Consider the following 19,295-nt stretch of genomic DNA (forward strand, 5'->3'; position numbering starts at 1 on the left):
GTTCGCGCCCAGGACCCATCGATCGGGAAGCGTAGATGACCCGGATCACAACTGTCACCGCAAAGATCTGCCGGACCGGCGCGGATCCGTTGCCGTACAACGGGTTTGGCCAGCTCACCGCATCGTTGACAATGGATGTCCGGGCCGGAATCCTGTCAGCAACGCGACGCCACCTCGGCCGAGCGGGTTCGGTTCCGCGCGCCCGACCGGCCCGTTCCGGTCGCTCGGCGTCGTTCGTCCGTCCCGGGCCGGCCCTTGTGGCGCACACCCGAAGGAGCCGCATGTCTGCGCACCCAGTCCCGTCTTCGCGTGCTCGCGCCCTGGTCTCCGGGGCCTACGACACACACGTACACGTGGCCCCCGATGTGATGGCGCGTCGGATCGACGACGTGGACCTGGCGTACCGGTGCGCGGAGGTCGGGCTCGCCGGCTTCGTCCTCAAGTCCCACTACGTGACGACCGCCGAGCGGGCGGCCGTGGTCCGCAAGGTGGTGCCCGACGTCGACGTTCTCGGCTCGATCACCCTCAACGGCGCCATGGGTGGCATCAATCCGGCCGCCGTCGAGGTCGCCGGACGGCTGGGCGCCCGGATCGTCTGGCTGCCCACGGTCGACTCGGGAAACCAGCGGCGCAGCAGCGTTCCCGACCTGCCGGGCGCCAAGCCGGCGATGTGGGGGGCGTTCCAGGCCGGCCTGCACGCCCAGGGCATCGTCCCGGACGTCGTCGAGGTCGTCGACGACGAAGGCGTGGTCCTCGACCGGGTACGCCAGGTGCTGCGGGTGATCGCCCGGCACGACATGGCGCTCGCCACCGGGCACCTGAGCGGCGCCGAGATCCTCGCCGTGGTCCGGGCCGCCCACGCGGAGGGGGTACGCCGGATCGTGGTCACCCATCCGGAGTTCACGTCGCAGCGGTTGCCGCTGGAGCAGCAGCGGGCGCTGGCCGCGGCGGGCGCGCTGCTGGAACGCTGCTTCACCACGCCGCACACGGGGAAGGTCGCCTGGGCGGACCTGTTCGCCAACATCCGGGCGGTCGGCGTGGAGCACTCGGTCCTCTCCAGCGATCTGGGGCAGCCGTTCAACCCGCCGGTCGAGGACGGCTTGGCCCTCTTCGCCGACCGTCTGCTCGAGGCCGGCTTCACCGAGGAGGAGATTCACACCATGGCCGTGGTCAACTCGCGCCGGGTGGCGATGCCGAGGACGGCGGTGCCGGCATGACCGGGCGACGGATGCTGGTGGTGGGCGCGCACTCGGCCGACTTCGTGTGGCGGGCCGCCGGTGCGGTCGCCAAGCACACCGCGGCCGGGGGCGAGGCCATCGTGCTGGCCCTGTCCTACGGCGAGCGGGGTGAGTCCGGCGAGCTCTGGAAGGAGCCGAACCAGACGGTCGAGAACGTCAAGCGGTTGCGGCACGCCGAGGCGGAGCGCGCCGCGGTCGCGGTCGGCGCGACGTTCGAGGCGTTCGATCTGGGCGACTACCCGCTGCGGATCCGGGACGAGGACGTCGACCGGCTGGCCGGGTTGATGCGGGAGTACGCCCCGCACGTGGTGCTCACCCACCCGGATCGTGATCCGTTCAATCCCGATCACCCGGTGGCGCACGCCGCGGTGGCGACCGCACGGCAACTCACCGCCGGCGCCGGGGTGTCCAGCGGGTTCAAGACCGCCCCGCCGTCGGAGTTCCTGGTCTTCGAGCCGCACCAACCCGAGCTGTGCGGCTTCGTTCCCACCGTCTTCGTCGACATAACCGACGTGATGCCGGCCAAGCAGGAGGCGATGGCGGCGATGAGCGCCCAGGGTTACCTCCGGGAGTACTACACGCAGCGGGCCGACCAGCGGGGCAACCACGCCCGCCGGGTGACCGGAGACGCAGCGATCCGGCAGGCGGAGGCCTTCCAGCGGTTGATCCCGAATGTGGTGGGTTCGCTGTGAGCCGGGTCGGTGACGAGCCGGCCGTCGTGGATTCGGCGGTGATCGCGACGCTGGCCGCGGCCGGGGTGGCGACCGTCTACGAGGCCGCCGGCCGGCGAGGTCTCATCGACGCCGACCTGGTGCAGATCGTGCCGGGCACGCGGGTCGCCGGCCCGGCCCGTACGGTCCGGTGCGGTCAGGACGACAACCGGACCGTGCACGAGGCGATGACCCGGCTGCGCCCCGACGAGGTGCTGGTACTCACGATGCCGCAACCGGCCCCGGTGGCCCTGGTCGGCGAGCTGCTCGCCACCCAGGCCAAGGTGGCGGGCGCGGTCGGTGTGCTGGTGGACGCCGCCGTACGTGACGTGGACGAGCTGCGGGAACTCGGCCTGCCAATCTGGGCCCGGTGGACCCGGGTGCGTGGGGCCACCAAGCGCGAACGGGGCGCGCTCGACGTCCCGGTACGGGTGGGCGGCGCGACCGTCGAGCCGGGGGACGTCGTGGTGCTCGACGCCGACGGGGCCGTGGTCGTGGCGCGGCGCGGCGCGGCCGACGTGGCCGCCGCGACGAGTGCCCGGATCGAACGGGAGACCGGCCTGCGGGCCCGGCTCGAGGCCGGCGAGTACAGCTACGACCTGCACGGAATGCGGGCGGAGGACGCGCACGCCGGCTGACCCCGCACCAGCTTCCCCGCGCCGCGGCGGCGAATCGTCGTCTGCTCGAGCATCTCGACTTCGAGGAGGCGTCCGTGGTTCCCACCCTGCGCGCGATGCCATCCCTGTGGTGACAGCGGCGAGAGCCGGGAGATCTCACCTTCGGTGACCGCCGGTTCCGCTCGGGCGGCGCTGACGGCGACCGGCATCGCGCCGGCGTCGTATCGGCGGCCGTCGGAGCATGATCCGGCCGTCACCGGGTCCGACCCGCGACCCCGGCCCGGGTGTCAGTCAGCCTGTCTCACGAAAACCTTTTCGGCAAGAGGCCTGTCAGGTAACAACCAGGCGACCTGGAAGGCGTACTGTGGACCGCTAGGCTCGGTATCGATTCCGAAATAGCACGTCGAAAGGGTTTCGATGGCAAGGCATCGCACGCAGGCGGTGACGTTGAGCGACGTCGCACGTCGGGCCGGCGTCTCCGTCGCCACCGCCTCGAAGGCGCTCAACGACCGCGGTGAGGTCGCGCCGGCGACGCGGGAGCGGGTGCTCAGAGCGGCGAGCGAACTGTCCTTCCAGCCCAACGCACTCGCGCGTGGGCTGATCTCCGGCCGCACCCGCACCATCGGCCTGCTCACCGACGAGCTCGGCGGCCGCTTCTCCATGCCGATCCTGCTGGGCGCGGAGAACGCGCTCGGCAACGAACAGATGTCGGTCCTGCTCTGCGATGCGCGCGGCGACGCCATCCGCCGCCAGCACTACATCCGGACGCTGCTCGCCCGCCGGGTGGACGGGTTCATCGTGCTGGGCGACAGCAACGACATCCGACCGTCGTTGACCCGTGACATCCCGGTCCCGGTCGTCTACGTCTACGGCGAGTCCGCAGACCCCGACGACGTCTCGCTGCTGGCCGACGACGAAGGTGGCGCCCGGCTCGCCGCCGAACACCTCGTGGCGCTGGGCCGACGGCGGATCGCCCATGTCACCGGACCGCACAGCTACCGGGCGGCCCGCGACCGGGTCACCGGGCTGCGAGCCGTACTCGAGGAACACGGGCTGCCCCTGGCCGGCAGGGAACCGTTGTACGGCGAGTGGTCACAGCGCTGGGGCCGGCACGCCGCCCACATGCTGCTCAGCGCCGATCCCGACGTCGACGCCGTCTTCTGCGGCAACGACCAGATCGCGACCGGTGTCGCGCAGACCCTGCTCGACCTCGGTCGTCGTATCCCCGACGACGTGGCCATCGTCGGCTACGACAACTGGGAGGACTTCGCGACCGACTGCCGGCCACCGCTGACCACCGTGGATCTCAATCTCGAGCAACTCGGGGCGAGCGCGGTCATGCACCTGTTCTCCGCGCTCGACGGCACACCGTCGCACGGCGTCCTCCGCCAGCCCTGCCGCCTGGTCGTCCGGGAGTCCACCGGCCCGTCGGCACCGCCCGGGCAACGGCGTCCGCACCCCTCGGACTCACCGCGGAGGCAGCCGTGAGGTGGTCTCCGGCGGCGTAGGGTGCGTCGCCGAGGGGATCGTCCGACTCGCCGGCATCGCCGGGGCGGCACGCGAGTGAGGTGCCCCCGCCGTGACGTTAGAGTGATCGATGACATCGAGCAGAAGGTAGGACCAGGTGCCACCGGGAGGCTTACCGAGTCAGGCGGGAACCGGCAGCGTGAATCGGCCCCGTGCCACCGTCATGCGTGACGTCGCGCGACTCGCCGGAGTGTCACACCAGACCGTCTCCCGGGTGCTGAACAACCATCCGAACGTCCGGCAGGAGACCAGGGACCGCGTCGTCCAGGCCATGGAGGCGCTCAACTACCGGCGTAACCTGGCCGCTCGCACGCTGGTCACCCGACGCTCCGGGGCGCTCGGTATCGTCGGCTTCGAGAGCACCCTGTTCGGTCCGGCCTCGATGCTGTACGCGATCGAGGACGCCGCCCGCGCCGCCGGATACTTCGTCAGCGTGGCCACTGTTCGCAGCCTCGACCGGCAGTCGGTGCTCGACGCCGTCGACCGGCTCGCGCAGCAGTCGGTCGAGGGCATCATCGCGATCTCGCCGAAGCCCGCGGTCACCCACGCGCTCGTACAGGTCGCGCCGGTTCTGGCCTGCGTGGGTGTGGGCGGCGGTGCCGGTGACGACAGTGTCCCGACGGTCCGGGTCGACAATCGGGTCGGCGCGGCGCTCGCCACCCGCCATCTGCTGGACCTCGGCCATGCCACCGTGCACCATGTCGCCGGTCCGGCGGACTGGCCGGAGGCGGTGGAGCGGGTCGACGGTTGGCGTGAGGCCCTGTACGCCGCCGGCGCGGTAGTGCCACCGGTGCGACCGCAGGCGTGGAACGCGCGATCGGGATACGAGCAGGGCAGACTGCTCGCCACCGATCCGACCGTGACCGCGATCTTCTGCGCCAACGATCAGATCGCGCTGGGCGTGCTGCGCGCGCTCCACGAGGCGGGTCGGCGCGTGCCCGAGGACGTCAGCGTCGTCGGCTTCGACGGCATGCCCGACTCGGAGTACTTCCTGCCGCCGCTGACCACCGTTCGTCAGGACTTCGCCGAGCTGGGCCGACGCAGCATCGACATGCTGCTGAGCAAGATCGACTCAACCGGTCAGCCGACGGAACACATGCTGCTCTCTCCCGAGCTGGTCCGGCGGGCCAGCTCCAGCCGGCCACGCGCGTGATCGGGTCGGTTCTGTTGCCGGCCTTCCTCACACACGCAGCGGAAGTTCGTTGCGGTGCAGCCGGAAGGCGTCGACGTCCCGGGGGTCGACCGCGAGTCGCAGGTCGGGCAACTCCTGCGCGATCCGTTCGAAAATGATCCGGCTCTCCAGCCGCGCCAGGTGAGCCCCCAGGCAGAAGTGGATGCCGTACCCGAACGCGATGTGTTTGCGGACGTCGGCGCGGTGGATGTCGAACTCGTGCGGCCGGTCGAAGACCGCGGGATCACGGTTGGCGCCCCACAGCGACAGTCCCACCCGGTCGTACGCCGGGATCCGCCCGCCACCGATCTCGATGTCGCGGAAGGCGAACCGGGGCGGCACGATCTCGACCGGTCCCCGGAACCTGAGGGTCTCCTCGACGACCGCTGCCGCCAACGCCGGCTCCTCCTTCAGCGCCCGCCACTGAGCCGGGTGGGTGAGCAGGAGCCGGATGCCGTTGACGATCAGGTCGACGGTCGTCTCCTGCCCCGCGATCAGCAGCAGCTGGACGAGGGCGACGAGTTCGTCGCGGTCGAGCCGCTCTCCCCCGTCTTCCGCTGCGACCAGCTCGGACATCAGGTCGTCCGCCGGATCCACACGCCGTTGGGCGGCCAGTTCGTCGAGGTAGGCGGCGAACTCGACGGTGGCCGTCGGGCCGTCCGGGCTGGCCGAGACGATCGCGGCGGACCACGCGCGGAACTTCCGGCGGTCCGGCTCGGGTACGCCCACCAGCTCCGCGATGACGTTCACCGGCACCGGGTCCGCGAGGTCCGCCACCGCGTCGATCCGGCCGAGTCGTCGTGCGTTCGCGACGAGCCGGTCGGCCAGAGCGTTGATCCAGGGCTCCAGCCGCGCCACCGCGCGTGCCGTGAATCCGCCGCTGACCAGTCCACGTAGCCGGGTGTGGTCGGGTGGGTCGAGGTTGATCAGTTGGCGTGCCTCGATCCTGGCCACCTCGTCCCGATGGTTCAGGGCAGGCTGATGCGGGACGGGACAGTGCCGGTGGACCTCGTGCCCGATCGCCGGATGGCGCAGGCCCGTCAACACGTCGGCGTGTCCGGCCACCACCCAGAGCCGGTTGCCCGCCGGGTCGATCTGGAGCACCGGACGCCCGGCCGCCCGGACCCGGTCGTAGAACTCGTGCGGGTCATGGCGTACCGCCGGGTCCCACAGCTCCGACACGTCGAACCTGGCGGCCACCCAGCCTCCTCGATTCGAAGGTCCGTCCGCCCCGGACACCGCACTAGCGTCGGTCCGGTCGCGGCGGCCGTGAACGGGCAGTGTGGACACTCGGCGGGCCCGCCCGTGCAGGCGGGTTGAGCGTTAACATAGATATGTTTCGGGGGCGTGTCAAACATCGAATCTACTGCATCGTAGGGATTGACGGCTGCGTAAGTTAACGCTCACACTCCCTGGCAGCGGCGGCCTCGTCTGCGGTAGCGCGCGCACCATGAACGAGACCGCGCCCGGCACCGGCTTCCACGGATCTCGCCCGGCACCCAAGCGAGCCGGGACCAACTGAACCGCGATCCAGACCCACCGCGCGGACCCCCGGCCGGGTGGTCTGCCCACAGCCCCAACGCGGAAGGACGATCTTCAGTGGCCCAATCCGACACGCCCTCCGTCAATCGACGTCAGCTGCTCCAGGCATCGGCGGTCGGCGCCGCCGCAGTGGCCGGCGTCGGCGCGCTCCCGGCCGCGGCCGCCGCGGCAACGCAGACCGCACCGCCGGCCGGCCCGGCGCCTTCGGCTCCGGCCGCGCCTGAGCCCGGCCCCGGCGGCACGGCTCCTGTCCGGCCCTTCCAGTTGCGCGACGTGAAGCTGGGCAACGGCCTGCTCCAGGAGAAGCGCGACCGGATGAAGGACTACCTCCGGCAGTACGACGAGCGCCGCTTCCTGGTGCTGTTCAACAACCAGGCCGGCCGCCCGAACCCGCCGGGCGTCTCGGTACCCGGTGGCTGGGAGGACGGCGGGCTGCTCAGCGGCCACTGGGCCGGCCACTTCATGACCGGCCTGGCGCAGGCGTACGCCGACCAGGGCGAGCCGATCTTCAAGACCAAGCTCGACTGGATGGTCGACGAGATCGCCGCCTGCCAGGACGCGATCACCGCCCGGATGGGTGGCGGCGGCCCGGGCGGTGGCGACCCGGAGGAGCCGCAGATCGGTCGCACGCCGGGCAAGTTCGGCAGCGGACTCCGGCTGAACGGTCCCAGCGCGGCGCAGCACGTGACCCTCCCCCAGGAGGCGATCAGCCAGCTCACCGACTTCACGATCGCCACCTGGGTGAACCTCGCGTCCGCCCAGAACTGGAGCCGGGTGTTCGACTTCGGTCAGAACAGCACTGTCAACATGTTCCTGACCGCGCGCGCGGGCGTCACCGGCAACGTGCCGCGGTTCGCCATCACGACCGGCGGCTCCGGTGCTGAGCAGCAGATCAACGGCGATGCGGCGTTGCCGACGAACGAATGGGTACACCTGGCGGTCACGCTGACGCAGAACACGGGCACGCTGTACGTGAACGGTCGGGCGGCCGGCACGAACTCGAACATGACCCTCAACCCGATGCACCTCGGAAACCCCGGCAACCGGTGGATCGGGCGGTCCCAGTACGGCGACCCGTTCCTGGACGCGACCATCGACGAGTTCCACATCTTCGACCGAGCGCTGAGCCAGCAGGAGGTCCAGTCCCTGCTGGACTCGGCGGCCGGCACCACCGGCGGCGGAACGATCGCCTGGTACCGGTTCGACGAGGAGGGTGGCTCCACCCTCAAGGACTCCTCCCGCAACGGCCGGGACGCCGGCATCGTGGCGAACCAGGCCGAGACCGAGCTGTGGATCCCCACCCACCCCGGCTACGTGGGCGCCATCCCGGAGGACGCCGTGCTGCGCCTCGGCCCGCCGCGGTGGGCGGTCTACGGCGGAAACAAGGACACCAACACCTGGGCCCCCTGGTACACGCAACACAAGATCATGCGTGGCCTGCTCGACGCCTACTACCACACCGACAACCAGAAGGCGCTCGACGTGGTGGTCAAGATGGCCAACTGGGCTCATCTCGCCCTGACCGTCGGGGACAAGAACCACCCCGACTACACGGGCCCGATCACCCGGGACAACCTGAACTACATGTGGGACCTCTACATCGCCGGCGAGTCCGGCGGCGCGAACGAGGTGTTCCCCGAGATCTACGCGCTCACCGGCGACGCGAAGCACCTGGAGACCGCCAAGTGCTTCGACAACCGCGAGTCGCTGTTCGACGCCTGCGTGCAGAACCGGGACATCCTCGTGGTGACCCCGGAGAACCGGCCCGGCCGTCGCCGTCCGGACCGGTTGCACGCCAACACCCACGTGCCGCAGTTCATCGGGTACATGCGGGTCTACGAGCACACCGGCGACCGGGAGTACTTCCAGGCGGCGAAGAACTTCTACGGGATGGTCGTACCGCACCGGATGTTCGCCCACGGCGGGACGGGCGGCAACTACCCCGGTTCCAACAACAACACCGAGATGTTCCAGAACCGGGACAACATCGCGAACGCGATGGCCCAGGGCGGCGCGGAGACCTGCACCACGTACAACCTCCTCAAGCTGGCCCGCAACCTGTTCCTCCACGAACACGACGCCGCTTACATGGACTACTACGAGCGGGGCCTGCTCAACATGATCACCGGCTCCCGCGCCGACAGCACGAGCGTGAGCAACCCGCAGGTCACCTACTTCCAGCCGCTGACGCCGGGTACCAGCCGCGGCTACGGCAACACCGGAACGTGCTGTGGCGGAACCGGCCTGGAGAACCACACCAAGTACCAGGAGACGATCTACTTCAAGTCCGCCGACGGCCGGACGCTGTGGGTCAACCTCTACGCGGCCTCGACGCTGACCTGGGCGGAGAAGGGCTTCACCATCGTCCAGGAGACGAACTACCCGCGGGAGGACCACACCAGGCTGACCGTGAACGGCAGCGGTCAGCTCGACATCAAGCTGCGGGTGCCGGGCTGGGTGCGGAAGGGCTTCTTCGTCTCGATCAACGGTGAGGCGCAGAAGGTCGACGCCGAGGCGGGCCGCTACCTGACGCTGAGCCGTACCTGGTCGCGTGGCGACACGATCGACATCCGGATGCCGTTCAGCATCCGGATCGAGCGGGCGCTCGACCGTCCCGACACCCAGTCGGTCTTCTGGGGTCCGGTCCTCCTCCAGATCCTCGGCAACCCCGGCAACGGGGCCTACCGCGAGCTCACCCTCTACAGCCAGTTGAAGCGGGACGGCGACTACGCCCGCTCGGCCATCACGCACGCGAGCACCACGGCCGCGGGAGACCCGCTGTTCACGACGCACGATCTCACCCTGCGCCCGTACTACATCAGCGACACCCAGCCCGCTTCCTCGTACTTCCGCCGGGCCGAGCCGACGATCGTGTTCGGGTCCATCGACACCGGGGTCCCGAACCGCAAGCGGAACGACGGGCTGCCCAACTACGACGTACCCGTGTCGGGCATCACCTCCCCCGGCGACGACGGCCCGACCTTCCTCGACCTGGTGTGGGACCAGGCACCCTTCGCCAATCACGGTCAGTTCGTGTCGGCCGTGACCAGCACCGCCGAGTCGTTCCGCCGGGCGGGAGTCTTCACCGCGGTGGAGTCGGCTCGTGTGGTCTCGGGTGCGGCCCGGGCCAACCAGGAACTCGAATCGTGAGGCCGGGTCGTCCGTAACTGACGGCACGGCGTCCGCGCGCGGGCGGCGGTCCGGTCCACGACCGGGCCGCCGTTCGCGCGTGCCCACCGGCAGCCGGATGGGACCGCGCGGTAGGCCGGTGCGGCGCCGGCGTCGGCGGTGACATCTGTGAGCGCTAACAGGACGGACGCCGGCGGCGCTCGAGCGGGCTCCGCCGCGCCGTCACCGAACCGGCACGTCCGTACGTCGGTCACCGCTGGGTCTGAGGTGATTGTGGTCGGCCAACGGGGTTGGACCAGAGCGTTACACGCATGTTTCCAACGGGGCCTTGACGGATGTTTATGTGAGCGCTAACACTATGGCCAGGAAGTGAGCGGAGGATGGCATGAGCGTTTCGGCGGAGCCGGAAGACCGGTTCGTCATCGGCGTCGACTTCGGAACGTTGTCCGGGCGCGCCCTGGTGGTGCGCGTTCGTGACGGCGCCGAGCTGGGCACGGCGGTGCACGCCTACCGCAGCGGCGTCATGGACTCGGTGCTGGCCGCCGACGGGCAGCAGCTGCCGGCCGACTGGGCGCTGCAGGACCCGGACGACTACCGGGACGTCCTGCGGCACGCCGTGCCGGCGGCGCTCGCCGCGAGCGGCGTCCCGGCCGACCGGATCGACGGCATCGGGATCGACTTCACCGCCTGCACCGTGCTGCCCACCCTGGCCGACGGCACCCCGTTGTGCGAGCTGCCCGACCTGCGCACCCGCCCGCACGCCTACGTCAAGCTGTGGAAGCACCACGCCGCCCAGCACCAGGCCGACCGCATCAACGAGCTCGCGCACCAGCGCGGCGAGCCCTGGATCGGCCGTTACGGCGGCAAGATCTCCGCCGAGTGGCAGTACGCCAAGGCGTTGCAGCTGCTCGAGGAGGACCCCGAGATCTACACCCGGGCGGACCGGTGGATCGAGGCCGCCGACTGGATCGTCTGGCAGCTGTGCGGCACGGAGACCCGCAACGTGTGCACGGCGGGATACAAGGGGATCCACCAGGACGGGCGCTACCCGTCGCGGGACTACCTCGCCGCGCTCAACCCGGACTTCGCGGACTTCGTACAGAAGATCGACGGTCCGCTGGCCGCGCTGGGTGAGCGGGCCGGTGGGCTGACCGCGCAGGCCGCGGCGTGGACCGGGCTGCCGGAGGGCATCGCCGTGGCGGTCGGCAACGTGGACGCCCACGTCACCGCCGCGGCCGCGCAGGCTCTCGAGCCGGGCCGGCTGGTCGCCATCATGGGCACCTCCACCTGCCACGTGGTCAACGGCACCGAGCTGGCCGAGGTGGCCGGCATGTGCGGTGTGGTCGACGGCGGCATCAGCGCCGGCCACTGGGGGTACGAGGCCGGCCAGAGCGGTGTGGGCGACATCTTCGGCTGGTACGTCGAGCACGCCGCACCCGACGGGTACGCCTCGCACGAGTCGTTGAGCGAGGAGGCCGCCAAGCAGCCGGTGGGCGCGCACGGGCTGGTGGCGCTGGACTGGTGGAACGGCAACCGGTCGCTGCTGGTCAACCACGACCTGAGCGGAGTGATCGTCGGGCTGACCCTGGCCACCCGCCCACCGGACATCTACCGGGCGTTGCTGGAGTCCACCGCGTACGGCACCCGCATGATCATCGAGGCGTTCGCCGACGCGGGCGTGCCGGTGAACGAGCTGGTCGTGGCGGGTGGGCTCACCAACAACCCGCTGCTGATGCAGATCTACGCGGACGTCACCAACCGTCCGCTGAGCATCATCGGCTCCGCCCAGGGGCCCGCGCTGGGCTCGGCGATCCACGCGGCGGTCGCCGCGGGGGCCCACCCCGACGTGCCGGCGGCCGCCGCGGTGATGGGCCGGGTCATCCAGGACGCGTACCTGCCGGACCCGGAGCGGGTCCGCGCCTACGACGCGCTCTACGCCGAGTACCGGCGGCTGCACGACCACTTCGGCAGGGGTGGCGACGACGTACTGCTGCGCCTGCGCACCATCCGTAACGCCGCCCGATCGGCGGCCGTGCCGGCACCGGCCGGCGAGGTCGCACTGTCCCAGGAGGCAATGGCATGAGCGAGCAGCTCAGGAGGAACGACACGCTGGCGCGGCTGCGTGAGACGGTCGCCGCCCTGCACGCCGAACTGGTCAGGTACAACCTCGTCGCCTGGACCTCCGGCAACGTGTCGGCACGGGTGCCGGGTCAGGACCTGATGGTCATCAAACCGAGTGGGATCTCCTACGACGACCTCCGGCCCGACAACATGGTCGTCTGCGACCTCGACGGGGTCGTGGTGGAGGGGGACCTGTCGCCGTCGAGCGACACCGCGGCGCACGCCTACGTCTACCGGGCGATGCCCGACGTCGGCGGGGTCGTGCACACCCACAGCGGCTACGCGACCGCCTGGGCCGCGTGTGGCGAGTCGATCCCCTGCTACCTCACCGCGCAGGCCGACGAGTTCGGCGGCGAGATTCCGATCGGGCCGTTCGCCCTCATCGGTGGTGACGACATCGGCAAGGGGATCGTGGCCACCCTGTCCGGGCATCGCTCGCCGGCGGTGCTGATGCGTAACCACGGGGTCTTCACCGTCGGCCCCGACGCGAAGGCGGCGGTCAAGGCGGCGGTGATGTGCGAGGACGTCGCCCGCACCGCCCACCTGGCCAGGGCGCTCGGCGAGCCGCTGCCGATCGCCGCCAAGGACGTCGACTCGCTCTACGCGCGCTACCAGAACGTCTACGGGCAGAGCGCCGTCCCGTCGCCGCGCCGGTAGCGACAACCCGTCATCCCGGCCGACCACGCTCCCCCGGGCGCTCGGCCGGTCGACCGCACCTCTGTGACGCACCACGATCGCCTGCCCCGGCGGCGCGCCGGCGGAGCAGGTATCGCAAGGAAGGTCCATCCCACCCCCATCAAGGAGTCCGCACATGCGAATCACGGGCAACACCCTCACCCGCCGCGGCTTCGGCGCCATGCTGGCCGCTGGGCTGCTCGTCACCGGGCTTGGCGCCTGCGCCAACAGCGACACCGGCGACGCCGCTGGCACGGGCGGCGACGACAAGCTCGTCCTCGGGTTCTCGCAGGTCGGCGCGGAGAGCGGCTGGCGTACCGCGAACACCACCTCCGTCAAGGAGGCGGCCGCCGAGGCCGGCATCGAGCTGAAGTTCGACGACGCCCAGCAGAAGCAGGAGAACCAGATCAAGGCCATCCGCAACTTCATCCAGCAGAAGGTCGACGTGATCGCCTTCTCGCCGGTGGTGGAGTCGGGCTGGGACACCGTGCTGAAGGAGGCCAAGGACGCGGGGATCCCGGTCATCCTGACCGACCGGGCCGTCGACTCGGCCGACAAGTCGCTCTACAAGACCTTCCTCGGTTCCGACTTCGTGAAGGAAGGCCGGCTCGCCGGCGAGTGGCTGGTCGAGGAGACCAAGGCCGCGACCGGTCCGGTGAACATCGTGGAGCTGCAGGGCACCACCGGTTCGGCGCCGGCCAACGACCGGAAGAAGGGCTTCGGGGAGGCGATCGCCGCCAACCCCAACCTGAAGATCATCGCCTCGCAGAGCGGAGACTTCACGCGGGCCGGCGGTAAGGCCGTCATGGAGCAGTTCCTCAAGGCCAACCCGAAGATCGACGTGCTCTTCTCGCACAACGACGACATGGGCCTGGGTGCGCTGGAAGCCATCACGGCGGCGGGCAAGGTGCCGGGCAAGGACATCAAGATCATCACCGTCGACGCGGTCAAGGACGGGATGCAGGCACTGGCCGACGGGAAGTTCAACTTCATCGCGGAGTGCAGCCCGCTGCTCGGCCCCCAGCTGATGGACCTCGCCAAGAAGGTGCACGCGGGTGAGGAGGTTCCCCCGCGCATCGAGACCGAGGAGACCACCTTCACCCAGGAGACGGCCAAGGAGGCCCTGCCCACCCGCAAGTACTGACGGGTCGGGGCCCTCGCGCACTGTCGTGCCTGGCGGCGGACGGCCGCCCGGCACGAGGGAACGGGCCGGCGGTGCCAACAGCACCGCCGGCCCGGCCAGTCGGTCCTCCCCCGCACCGCCACTGCGGGAGCGCCGTGCGGCCGCGACGGCCGCACACCTGACGACAATCACGAAAGGTCTGGTGGGATGTCGGATACGCGTCCGGTCCTGACGATGACCGCGATCAGCAAGTTCTTCCCCGGGGTCCGGGCCCTCGACGGTGTCGACTTCCGCCTGTTCCCCGGCGAGGTGCACGCCCTGATGGGCGAGAACGGTGCCGGCAAGTCCACCCTCATCAAGGTGTTGACCGGTGTGTACGGCCACGACACCGGCACCATCACCCTCGACGGCCGGCCGGTCTCCTTCTCCGGCCCCATGCAGGCCACCGAAGCCGGCGTGAGCACCGTCTACCAGGAGGTCAACCTCTGCCCGAACCTCTCCGTGGCGGAGAACATCTTCATCGGCCGCCAGCCGCGCCGGCTCGGCGCGGTCAGGTGGCGCGACATGCGCCGCCGCGCTTCCACCCTGCTCGCCCGCCTCAACCTCGACCTCGACGTCGGCGAGCTGCTCGGGAACCAGTCGCTCGCCGTGCAGCAGATGGTGGCGATCGCCCGGGCCGTCGACGTGCAGGCGCGGGTGCTGATCCTCGACGAGCCCACCTCCAGCCTGGACGCCGACGAGGTGAGGCAGCTGATGCGCATCATGCGCCAGCTCCGCGACGAGGGCATCGCCATCGTCTTTGTCACGCACTTCCTCGACCAGGTCTACGAGATCGCCGACCGGATCACGGTGCTGCGCAACGGGCGTCTCGTCGGCGAGTACCCCACCGCCGAGCTGCCGCAGCTCGCCCTGGTGGAGAAGATGATCGGCAAGGAGCTCGACGCGTTGGAGCGACTCGACGAACAGGCCGGGCGAGACCTGGCCGCCGTCGAGACGGGCACCCCGGTCGTCGAGGCGACCGATCTCGGCAAAGCCGGGTCGGTCGAGCCGTTCAGCCTGACCATCCACCGGGGCGAGGTGGTCGGTATGGCCGGGCTGCTGGGCTCCGGACGTACCGAGGCCGCCCGGCTGTTCTTCGGCGCCGACCGGGCCGACCGCGGTCGGCTCGCGGTGGACGGACGTCCCGTCAGCATCCGCGGCCCGATCGCCGCCATCGAACGGAACATCGCGTTCTGCTCGGAGAACCGCCGCACCGAGGGCCTCGTCGGCGAACTGTCGGTGCGGGAGAACATCATCCTGGCGCTGCAGGCCGCTCGCGGCTGGCTGCGGCCGGTGCCGCGCCGCCGGCAGGACGAACTGGTCCAGCGCTACATCGAAGCGCTCAGCATCCGCCCGGCCGATCCGGAGATGCCCGTACGCAACCTGTCCGGCGGAAACCAGCAGAAGGTGGTGCTCGCCCGGTGGCTGATCACGGAGCCGCGCCTGCTGATCCTCGACGAGCCGACCCGTGGCATCGACATCGGCGCCAAGGCGGAGATCCAGCGCCTGGTGGTTGAGCTCTCCGACGGCGGCATGGCGGTGCTGTTCATCTCCGCCGAGCTGGAGGAGGTGCTGCGACTCAGCCACAAGGTCGCCGTGATGCGTGACCGGCAGCTGGTCACCGAACTCGCCAACGACGACAGCCTCGACGCCGATCGCATCATGCGCGTCATCGCCGGCGGCGCGGAACAGAAGGACGGGACGAGGCATGAGTGAACGCAGCCAACGTGCCGAGACGCACGGCGCGTCGACACCGCCAGGCGGCGTCGAGCGGGGAGGGGGTACGCGGATGAGCAGTTGGCGGACACGCCTGCCGGCCGTCACCGGTCACCGGCTGTTCTGGCCGGTCGTGGTGCTCGTGCTGCTACTGGCCGCGAACGTGGTCTACCGGCCGAGCTTCCTGGCCGTCGAAATCAAGAACGGCCACCTTTACGGCAGCCTCATCGACATCTTGCGGCTCAGCGCTCCGCTCATCCTGGTCGCTCTGGGCATGACCCTCGTGATCGCCACCGGCGGGATCGACCTGTCCGTCGGGTCGGTGGTCGCGGTCAGCGGGGCGATGGCCTGCCTGCACATCAGCCGGCAGCCGGATCAGAACAGCCTCGGTGGCGTGCTGGTCGCCCTGGCCATGGCGGTCGGCATCGCCCTGCTCCTCGGCATCTGGAACGGGACACTCGTCGCGGTCATCGGCATTCAACCGATCATCGCGACCCTGATCCTGATGGTCGCGGGACGAGGACTGGCCCAGCTGATCACCTCGGGTCAGATCATCACGGTGAACAGCGATCCGTACCGGATGATCGGCGTCGGGCACGTGCTGACCCTGCCGTTCGCGATCGTCCTCGCCCTCGCGGTGACGCTGCTGGTGGCCGTACTGACCCGGCGCACCGCGCTCGGAATGATCATCGAGGCGGTCGGCGGCAACGCCGAGGCCAGCCGGCTGGCGGGTATCCGCGCGCGGCGGATCAAGCTTCTCGTGTACGTGGTGAGCGCCGTGTGCGCCGCCGTGGCGGGATTCATGATGACCGCGAACGTGTCCAGCGCCGACGGCAACGCCGCGGGCCTGTGGGTCGAGCTCGACGCGATCCTCGCCGTGGTCATCGGGGGCACCTCGCTGGCCGGCGGCCGGTTCTACCTCGGTGGCACGGTGGTCGGCGCGCTGCTCATCCAGACCCTGACCACCTCCGTCTACGCCATGAACATCGACCCGCAGACCGCCCTGCTGTTCAAGGCGATGGTCGTGATCGCGGTGTGCCTGATCCAGGCTCCCGCCTTCCGCGCCAAGTTCCGGCGTCGGCGTACCACCGCAGGGTCGCCGGCCGCTCCGGCCGGCGAGCAGAGGAAGGAGCAGGTGGCGGCATGAGCACCACGCAACTGTCCGAGCGGCCGCACCGCACGACACGGTGGCGGCTGCCCCGCCGACAGCTACCGGTGTTGGTCAGTCTCGGCCTGCTCCTGGTGATGTACGGCATCGGCGTCTCGCAGTACCGGGCCTTCTCGAACATCCAGGTCATCTTCAACGTCTTCATCGACAACGGGTTCCTGCTCGTCGTCGCGGTCGGCATGACCTTCGTGATCCTGACCGGCGGCATCGACCTGTCGGTCGGCTCGGTGGTGGCCATGACCGCGATGGTCTCCGCCGCGCTGCTACGCGACGGACTGCCACCCGCGCTGGTCCTGCTGATCGCGTTGCTGATCGGCCCGACGCTCGGTTTCGTGATGGGCTGCGTCATCCACTTCTTCGAGATCCAGCCCTTCATCGTCACCCTGGCCGGCATGTTCTTCGCCCGGGGCCTGTGCACCTGGATCAGCTCGTCGTCCATCCCCATCACGGACGGCTTCTGGACCAGCGCCGCGCAGGAACGGATCCGGATCGGCGACAACTTCGTGACCGTGAGCGTCCTGATCACACTCCTGGTGGTCGCGGTGGCCGCATACACGCTCGCGTACACCCGGCTGGGCCGCAACGTGTACGCGATCGGTGGCAACCAGCAGTCCGCGCTGCTGATGGGGCTGCCGGTGGGACGCACCCGGATCGCCGTCTACACCATCAGTGGCCTCTGCTCGGCGATCGGCGGCATCCTGTTGTCCTTCTACACCCTCTCCGGGGCCCCGCTGATCGCCGTCGGCATGGAGCTGGACGCGATCGCCGCCGTGGTCATCGGCGGCACGCTGCTCATCGGCGGCGCCGGCTACGTCCTGGGCACCGTGCTCGGCGTGCTGGTGCTCGGCGTGATCCAGACCCTGATCACCTTCGACGGCACCCTCAACTCGTGGTGGACCAAGATCGTGATCGGTGGCCTGCTGTTCGCGTTCATCGTGCTCCAACGCCTCCTCGGCTTCCGCAAGAAGTCGTTCTCCACCCGCTGATCGGAAGGCAAACCGCATGACTCGCCCCTCACCGGCCCCCGAGGTCTGGTTCCTCACCGGCAGTCAGGGTCTCTACGGCCCGGAGACCCTGCGCCAGGTGGCCGCCCAGTCCCAGCAGATCGCCGCGCAGCTCGACGCCGACCCCGGCATCCCGGCCCGGGTGGTCTGGAAGCCCGTACTGACCTCCAGCGCGGAGATCCTGGCCGTCTGCCGCGACGCGGCGGTCCAGGGCGCCGTCGGGGTCATCGCGTGGATGCACACCTTCTCGCCGGCGAAGATGTGGATCTCCGGACTGGACGCCCTGCGCACTCCCCTGCTGCACCTGCACACGCAGGCGAACGTGGAGCTGCCGTGGTCCGACATCGACATGGACTTCATGAACCTCAACCAGGCCGCCCACGGCGACCGTGAGTTCGGGTACGTGCAGAGCCGGCTCGGCGTCGCCCGCAAGACGGTAGCCGGACACGTCAGCAACCCACAGGTCGTCTCGCGGATCGCGGCGTGGACCCGGGCCGCGATCGGGTACGCGGCGATGAGGTCACTGCGGCTGGCCCGCTTCGGCGACAACATGCGTGACGTTGCGGTGACCGAGGGTGACAAGGTCGAGGCGGAGCTGAGGTTCGGTGTCTCGGTCAACACGTACGGGGTGAACGACCTCGTGAGCGCCGTCGACGCCGTCCCCGACGCGCGGATCGACGAACTGGTCAAGGAGTACGAGGACAGTTACCGGCTCGACCCGGTGCTGCGGCCCGATGGTGAACGGCACGAATCGCTCCGCTACGCCGCCCGCATCGAGGCCGGGTTGCGGCAGTTCCTCACCGACGGTGGATTCCACGCCTTCACCACCAACTTCGAGGACCTCGGTGGACTACGTCAGTTGCCCGGCATCGCCGTGCAGCGGCTGATGGCCGACGGGTACGGCTTCGGCGGCGAGGGCGACTGGAAGACCTCGGTGCTCGTGCACACGCTGAAGGCCATGTCGGTGGGCACCACCGGCGGCACCTCCTTCATGGAGGACTACACCTACGACCTCAAACCGGGCGGGGAACTCGTGCTCGGCGCCCACATGCTCGAGGTCTGCCCGAGCATCGCCGCCGCGACGCCGAACGTGGAGATCCATCCGCTGAGCATCGGCGGGCGCGAGGATCCGGTACGGCTGGTCTTCGACGCCCAGCCGGGTCCGGGTGTGGTGCTGGGGCTGGCCGACATGGGCGAACGGTTCCGCCTGGTGGCCAACGAGATCGACGTCGTCGCTCCCCCGCAGCCGCTGCCGAAGCTGCCCGTGGCCCGTGCGGTGTGGCGGCCCCGTCCGGATCTCGCCACCTCGGCGGAGGCCTGGCTCACGGCCGGCGCACCGCACCACACGGTCCTCTCGCAGGCCGTCGGCACCGAGGAGCTGTACGACCTGGCCGAGATGAACGGCACCGAACTCCTCGTCATCGACGCGGAGACGACCCCTCGACGACTCGCGAACGAGATCCGCTGGAACCAGGCCTACTACCGGCTGGCCAAGGGGTTCTAAGCCGATCCGCC

Annotated in this window: 14 protein-coding genes; 13 read left to right on the top strand and 1 reads right to left on the bottom strand. The window is 70.0% G+C overall.

The features are described from left to right. The first annotated feature begins 281 nt into the window (after window positions 1-281). The 5 genes from AB0F98_RS18075 to AB0F98_RS18095 all read left to right on the top strand — a co-directional run bounded on the left by AB0F98_RS18075 (window position 282) and on the right by AB0F98_RS18095 (window position 5,245). Entirely contained in the window at window positions 282-1,217 is a 936-nt protein-coding gene (locus AB0F98_RS18075; protein ID WP_357736331.1) for a DUF6282 family protein, read from the top strand. Next, window positions 1,214-1,930 carry a PIG-L deacetylase family protein gene (locus AB0F98_RS18080; RefSeq protein ID WP_357736334.1) on the top strand — a complete coding sequence of 239 codons (717 nt, stop codon included), beginning with the start codon at window positions 1,214-1,216 and terminating at the stop codon, window positions 1,928-1,930. The genes AB0F98_RS18075 and AB0F98_RS18080 overlap by 4 nt, the downstream gene beginning before the upstream one ends. After that, window positions 1,927-2,586 (top strand): 4-carboxy-4-hydroxy-2-oxoadipate aldolase/oxaloacetate decarboxylase, encoded by a 660-nt coding sequence (locus AB0F98_RS18085; protein WP_357736337.1) that lies wholly within the window; start codon window positions 1,927-1,929, stop codon window positions 2,584-2,586. Before AB0F98_RS18080 ends, AB0F98_RS18085 begins: the two co-directional genes overlap by 4 nt. 396 nt (window positions 2,587-2,982) lie before the next feature. Further along, complete coding sequence (locus AB0F98_RS18090; protein WP_357736340.1) at window positions 2,983-4,053, top strand: LacI family DNA-binding transcriptional regulator; 1,071 nt, start codon at window positions 2,983-2,985, stop codon at window positions 4,051-4,053. A gap of 178 nt (window positions 4,054-4,231) precedes the next feature. After that, a complete protein-coding gene (locus AB0F98_RS18095; RefSeq protein ID WP_357736343.1) occupies window positions 4,232-5,245 on the top strand; it encodes a LacI family DNA-binding transcriptional regulator in 1,014 nt (337 codons plus the stop codon). A gap of 27 nt (window positions 5,246-5,272) precedes the next feature. On the opposite strand, the gene AB0F98_RS18100 is transcribed toward AB0F98_RS18095, so the two are convergent. Continuing rightward, window positions 5,273-6,463, bottom strand: coding sequence for a cytochrome P450 (locus AB0F98_RS18100; protein WP_357736346.1), 1,191 nt, complete (start codon window positions 6,461-6,463; stop codon window positions 5,273-5,275). Window positions 6,464-6,862: 399 nt separating this feature from the next. On the opposite strand from AB0F98_RS18100, the gene AB0F98_RS18105 reads away from it, so the two are divergent. From AB0F98_RS18105 to araA, 8 genes are all read left to right on the top strand, one after another. Next, window positions 6,863-9,955 (top strand): beta-L-arabinofuranosidase domain-containing protein, encoded by a 3,093-nt coding sequence (locus AB0F98_RS18105; RefSeq protein WP_357736349.1) that lies wholly within the window; start codon window positions 6,863-6,865, stop codon window positions 9,953-9,955. Window positions 9,956-10,319: 364 nt separating this feature from the next. Next, complete coding sequence (gene araB, locus AB0F98_RS18110) at window positions 10,320-12,017, top strand: ribulokinase (RefSeq protein ID WP_357736352.1); 1,698 nt, start codon at window positions 10,320-10,322, stop codon at window positions 12,015-12,017. Beyond that, window positions 12,014-12,712 (top strand): L-ribulose-5-phosphate 4-epimerase, encoded by a 699-nt coding sequence (locus tag AB0F98_RS18115; RefSeq protein ID WP_357736355.1) that lies wholly within the window; start codon window positions 12,014-12,016, stop codon window positions 12,710-12,712. Before araB ends, AB0F98_RS18115 begins: the two co-directional genes overlap by 4 nt. 154 nt (window positions 12,713-12,866) lie before the next feature. After that, the gene (locus AB0F98_RS18120) at window positions 12,867-13,874 is read left to right on the top strand and encodes an ABC transporter substrate-binding protein (protein ID WP_357736359.1); all 1,008 of its coding nucleotides are present in this window, start codon (window positions 12,867-12,869) and stop codon (window positions 13,872-13,874) included. A gap of 186 nt (window positions 13,875-14,060) precedes the next feature. After that, window positions 14,061-15,608: a sugar ABC transporter ATP-binding protein gene (locus tag AB0F98_RS18125; RefSeq protein ID WP_357736362.1), complete on the top strand. Its 1,548-nt coding sequence runs from the start codon at window positions 14,061-14,063 to the stop codon at window positions 15,606-15,608. A 73-nt stretch (window positions 15,609-15,681) separates the two neighbouring features. Continuing rightward, on the top strand, window positions 15,682-16,755 hold the full coding sequence (locus AB0F98_RS18130) for an ABC transporter permease (protein ID WP_357736614.1): 1,074 nt from the start codon (window positions 15,682-15,684) through the stop codon (window positions 16,753-16,755). Further along, on the top strand, window positions 16,752-17,762 hold the full coding sequence (gene yjfF / locus AB0F98_RS18135; protein ID WP_357736365.1) for a galactofuranose ABC transporter, permease protein YjfF: 1,011 nt from the start codon (window positions 16,752-16,754) through the stop codon (window positions 17,760-17,762). Before AB0F98_RS18130 ends, yjfF begins: the two co-directional genes overlap by 4 nt. Window positions 17,763-17,778: 16 nt before the next feature. Further along, window positions 17,779-19,284 (top strand): L-arabinose isomerase, encoded by a 1,506-nt coding sequence (gene araA / locus AB0F98_RS18140; RefSeq protein ID WP_357736368.1) that lies wholly within the window; start codon window positions 17,779-17,781, stop codon window positions 19,282-19,284. Window positions 19,285-19,295: the final 11 nt, after the last annotated feature.

Origin of the sequence: Micromonospora sp. NPDC023737, from assembly GCF_040639715.1 — a bacterium.
Lineage (GTDB): Bacteria > Actinomycetota > Actinomycetes > Mycobacteriales > Micromonosporaceae > Micromonospora.

Excerpts from the sequence above, each read along its gene's own strand:
- araA (WP_357736368.1), top strand. The coding sequence starts at position 17,779 with ATGACTCGCCCCTCACCGGCCCCCGAGGTCTGGTTCCTCACCGGCAGT.
- AB0F98_RS18080 (WP_357736334.1), top strand. The coding sequence starts at position 1,214 with ATGACCGGGCGACGGATGCTGGTGGTGGGCGCGCACTCGGCCGACTTC.
- araB (WP_357736352.1), top strand. The coding sequence starts at position 10,320 with ATGAGCGTTTCGGCGGAGCCGGAAGACCGGTTCGTCATCGGCGTCGAC.
- AB0F98_RS18120 (WP_357736359.1), top strand. The coding sequence starts at position 12,867 with ATGCGAATCACGGGCAACACCCTCACCCGCCGCGGCTTCGGCGCCATG.
- yjfF (WP_357736365.1), top strand. The coding sequence starts at position 16,752 with ATGAGCACCACGCAACTGTCCGAGCGGCCGCACCGCACGACACGGTGG.
- AB0F98_RS18075 (WP_357736331.1), top strand. The coding sequence starts at position 282 with ATGTCTGCGCACCCAGTCCCGTCTTCGCGTGCTCGCGCCCTGGTCTCC.
- AB0F98_RS18125 (WP_357736362.1), top strand. The coding sequence starts at position 14,061 with ATGTCGGATACGCGTCCGGTCCTGACGATGACCGCGATCAGCAAGTTC.
- AB0F98_RS18130 (WP_357736614.1), top strand. The coding sequence starts at position 15,682 with ATGAGCAGTTGGCGGACACGCCTGCCGGCCGTCACCGGTCACCGGCTG.
- AB0F98_RS18090 (WP_357736340.1), top strand. The coding sequence starts at position 2,983 with ATGGCAAGGCATCGCACGCAGGCGGTGACGTTGAGCGACGTCGCACGT.
- AB0F98_RS18115 (WP_357736355.1), top strand. The coding sequence starts at position 12,014 with ATGAGCGAGCAGCTCAGGAGGAACGACACGCTGGCGCGGCTGCGTGAG.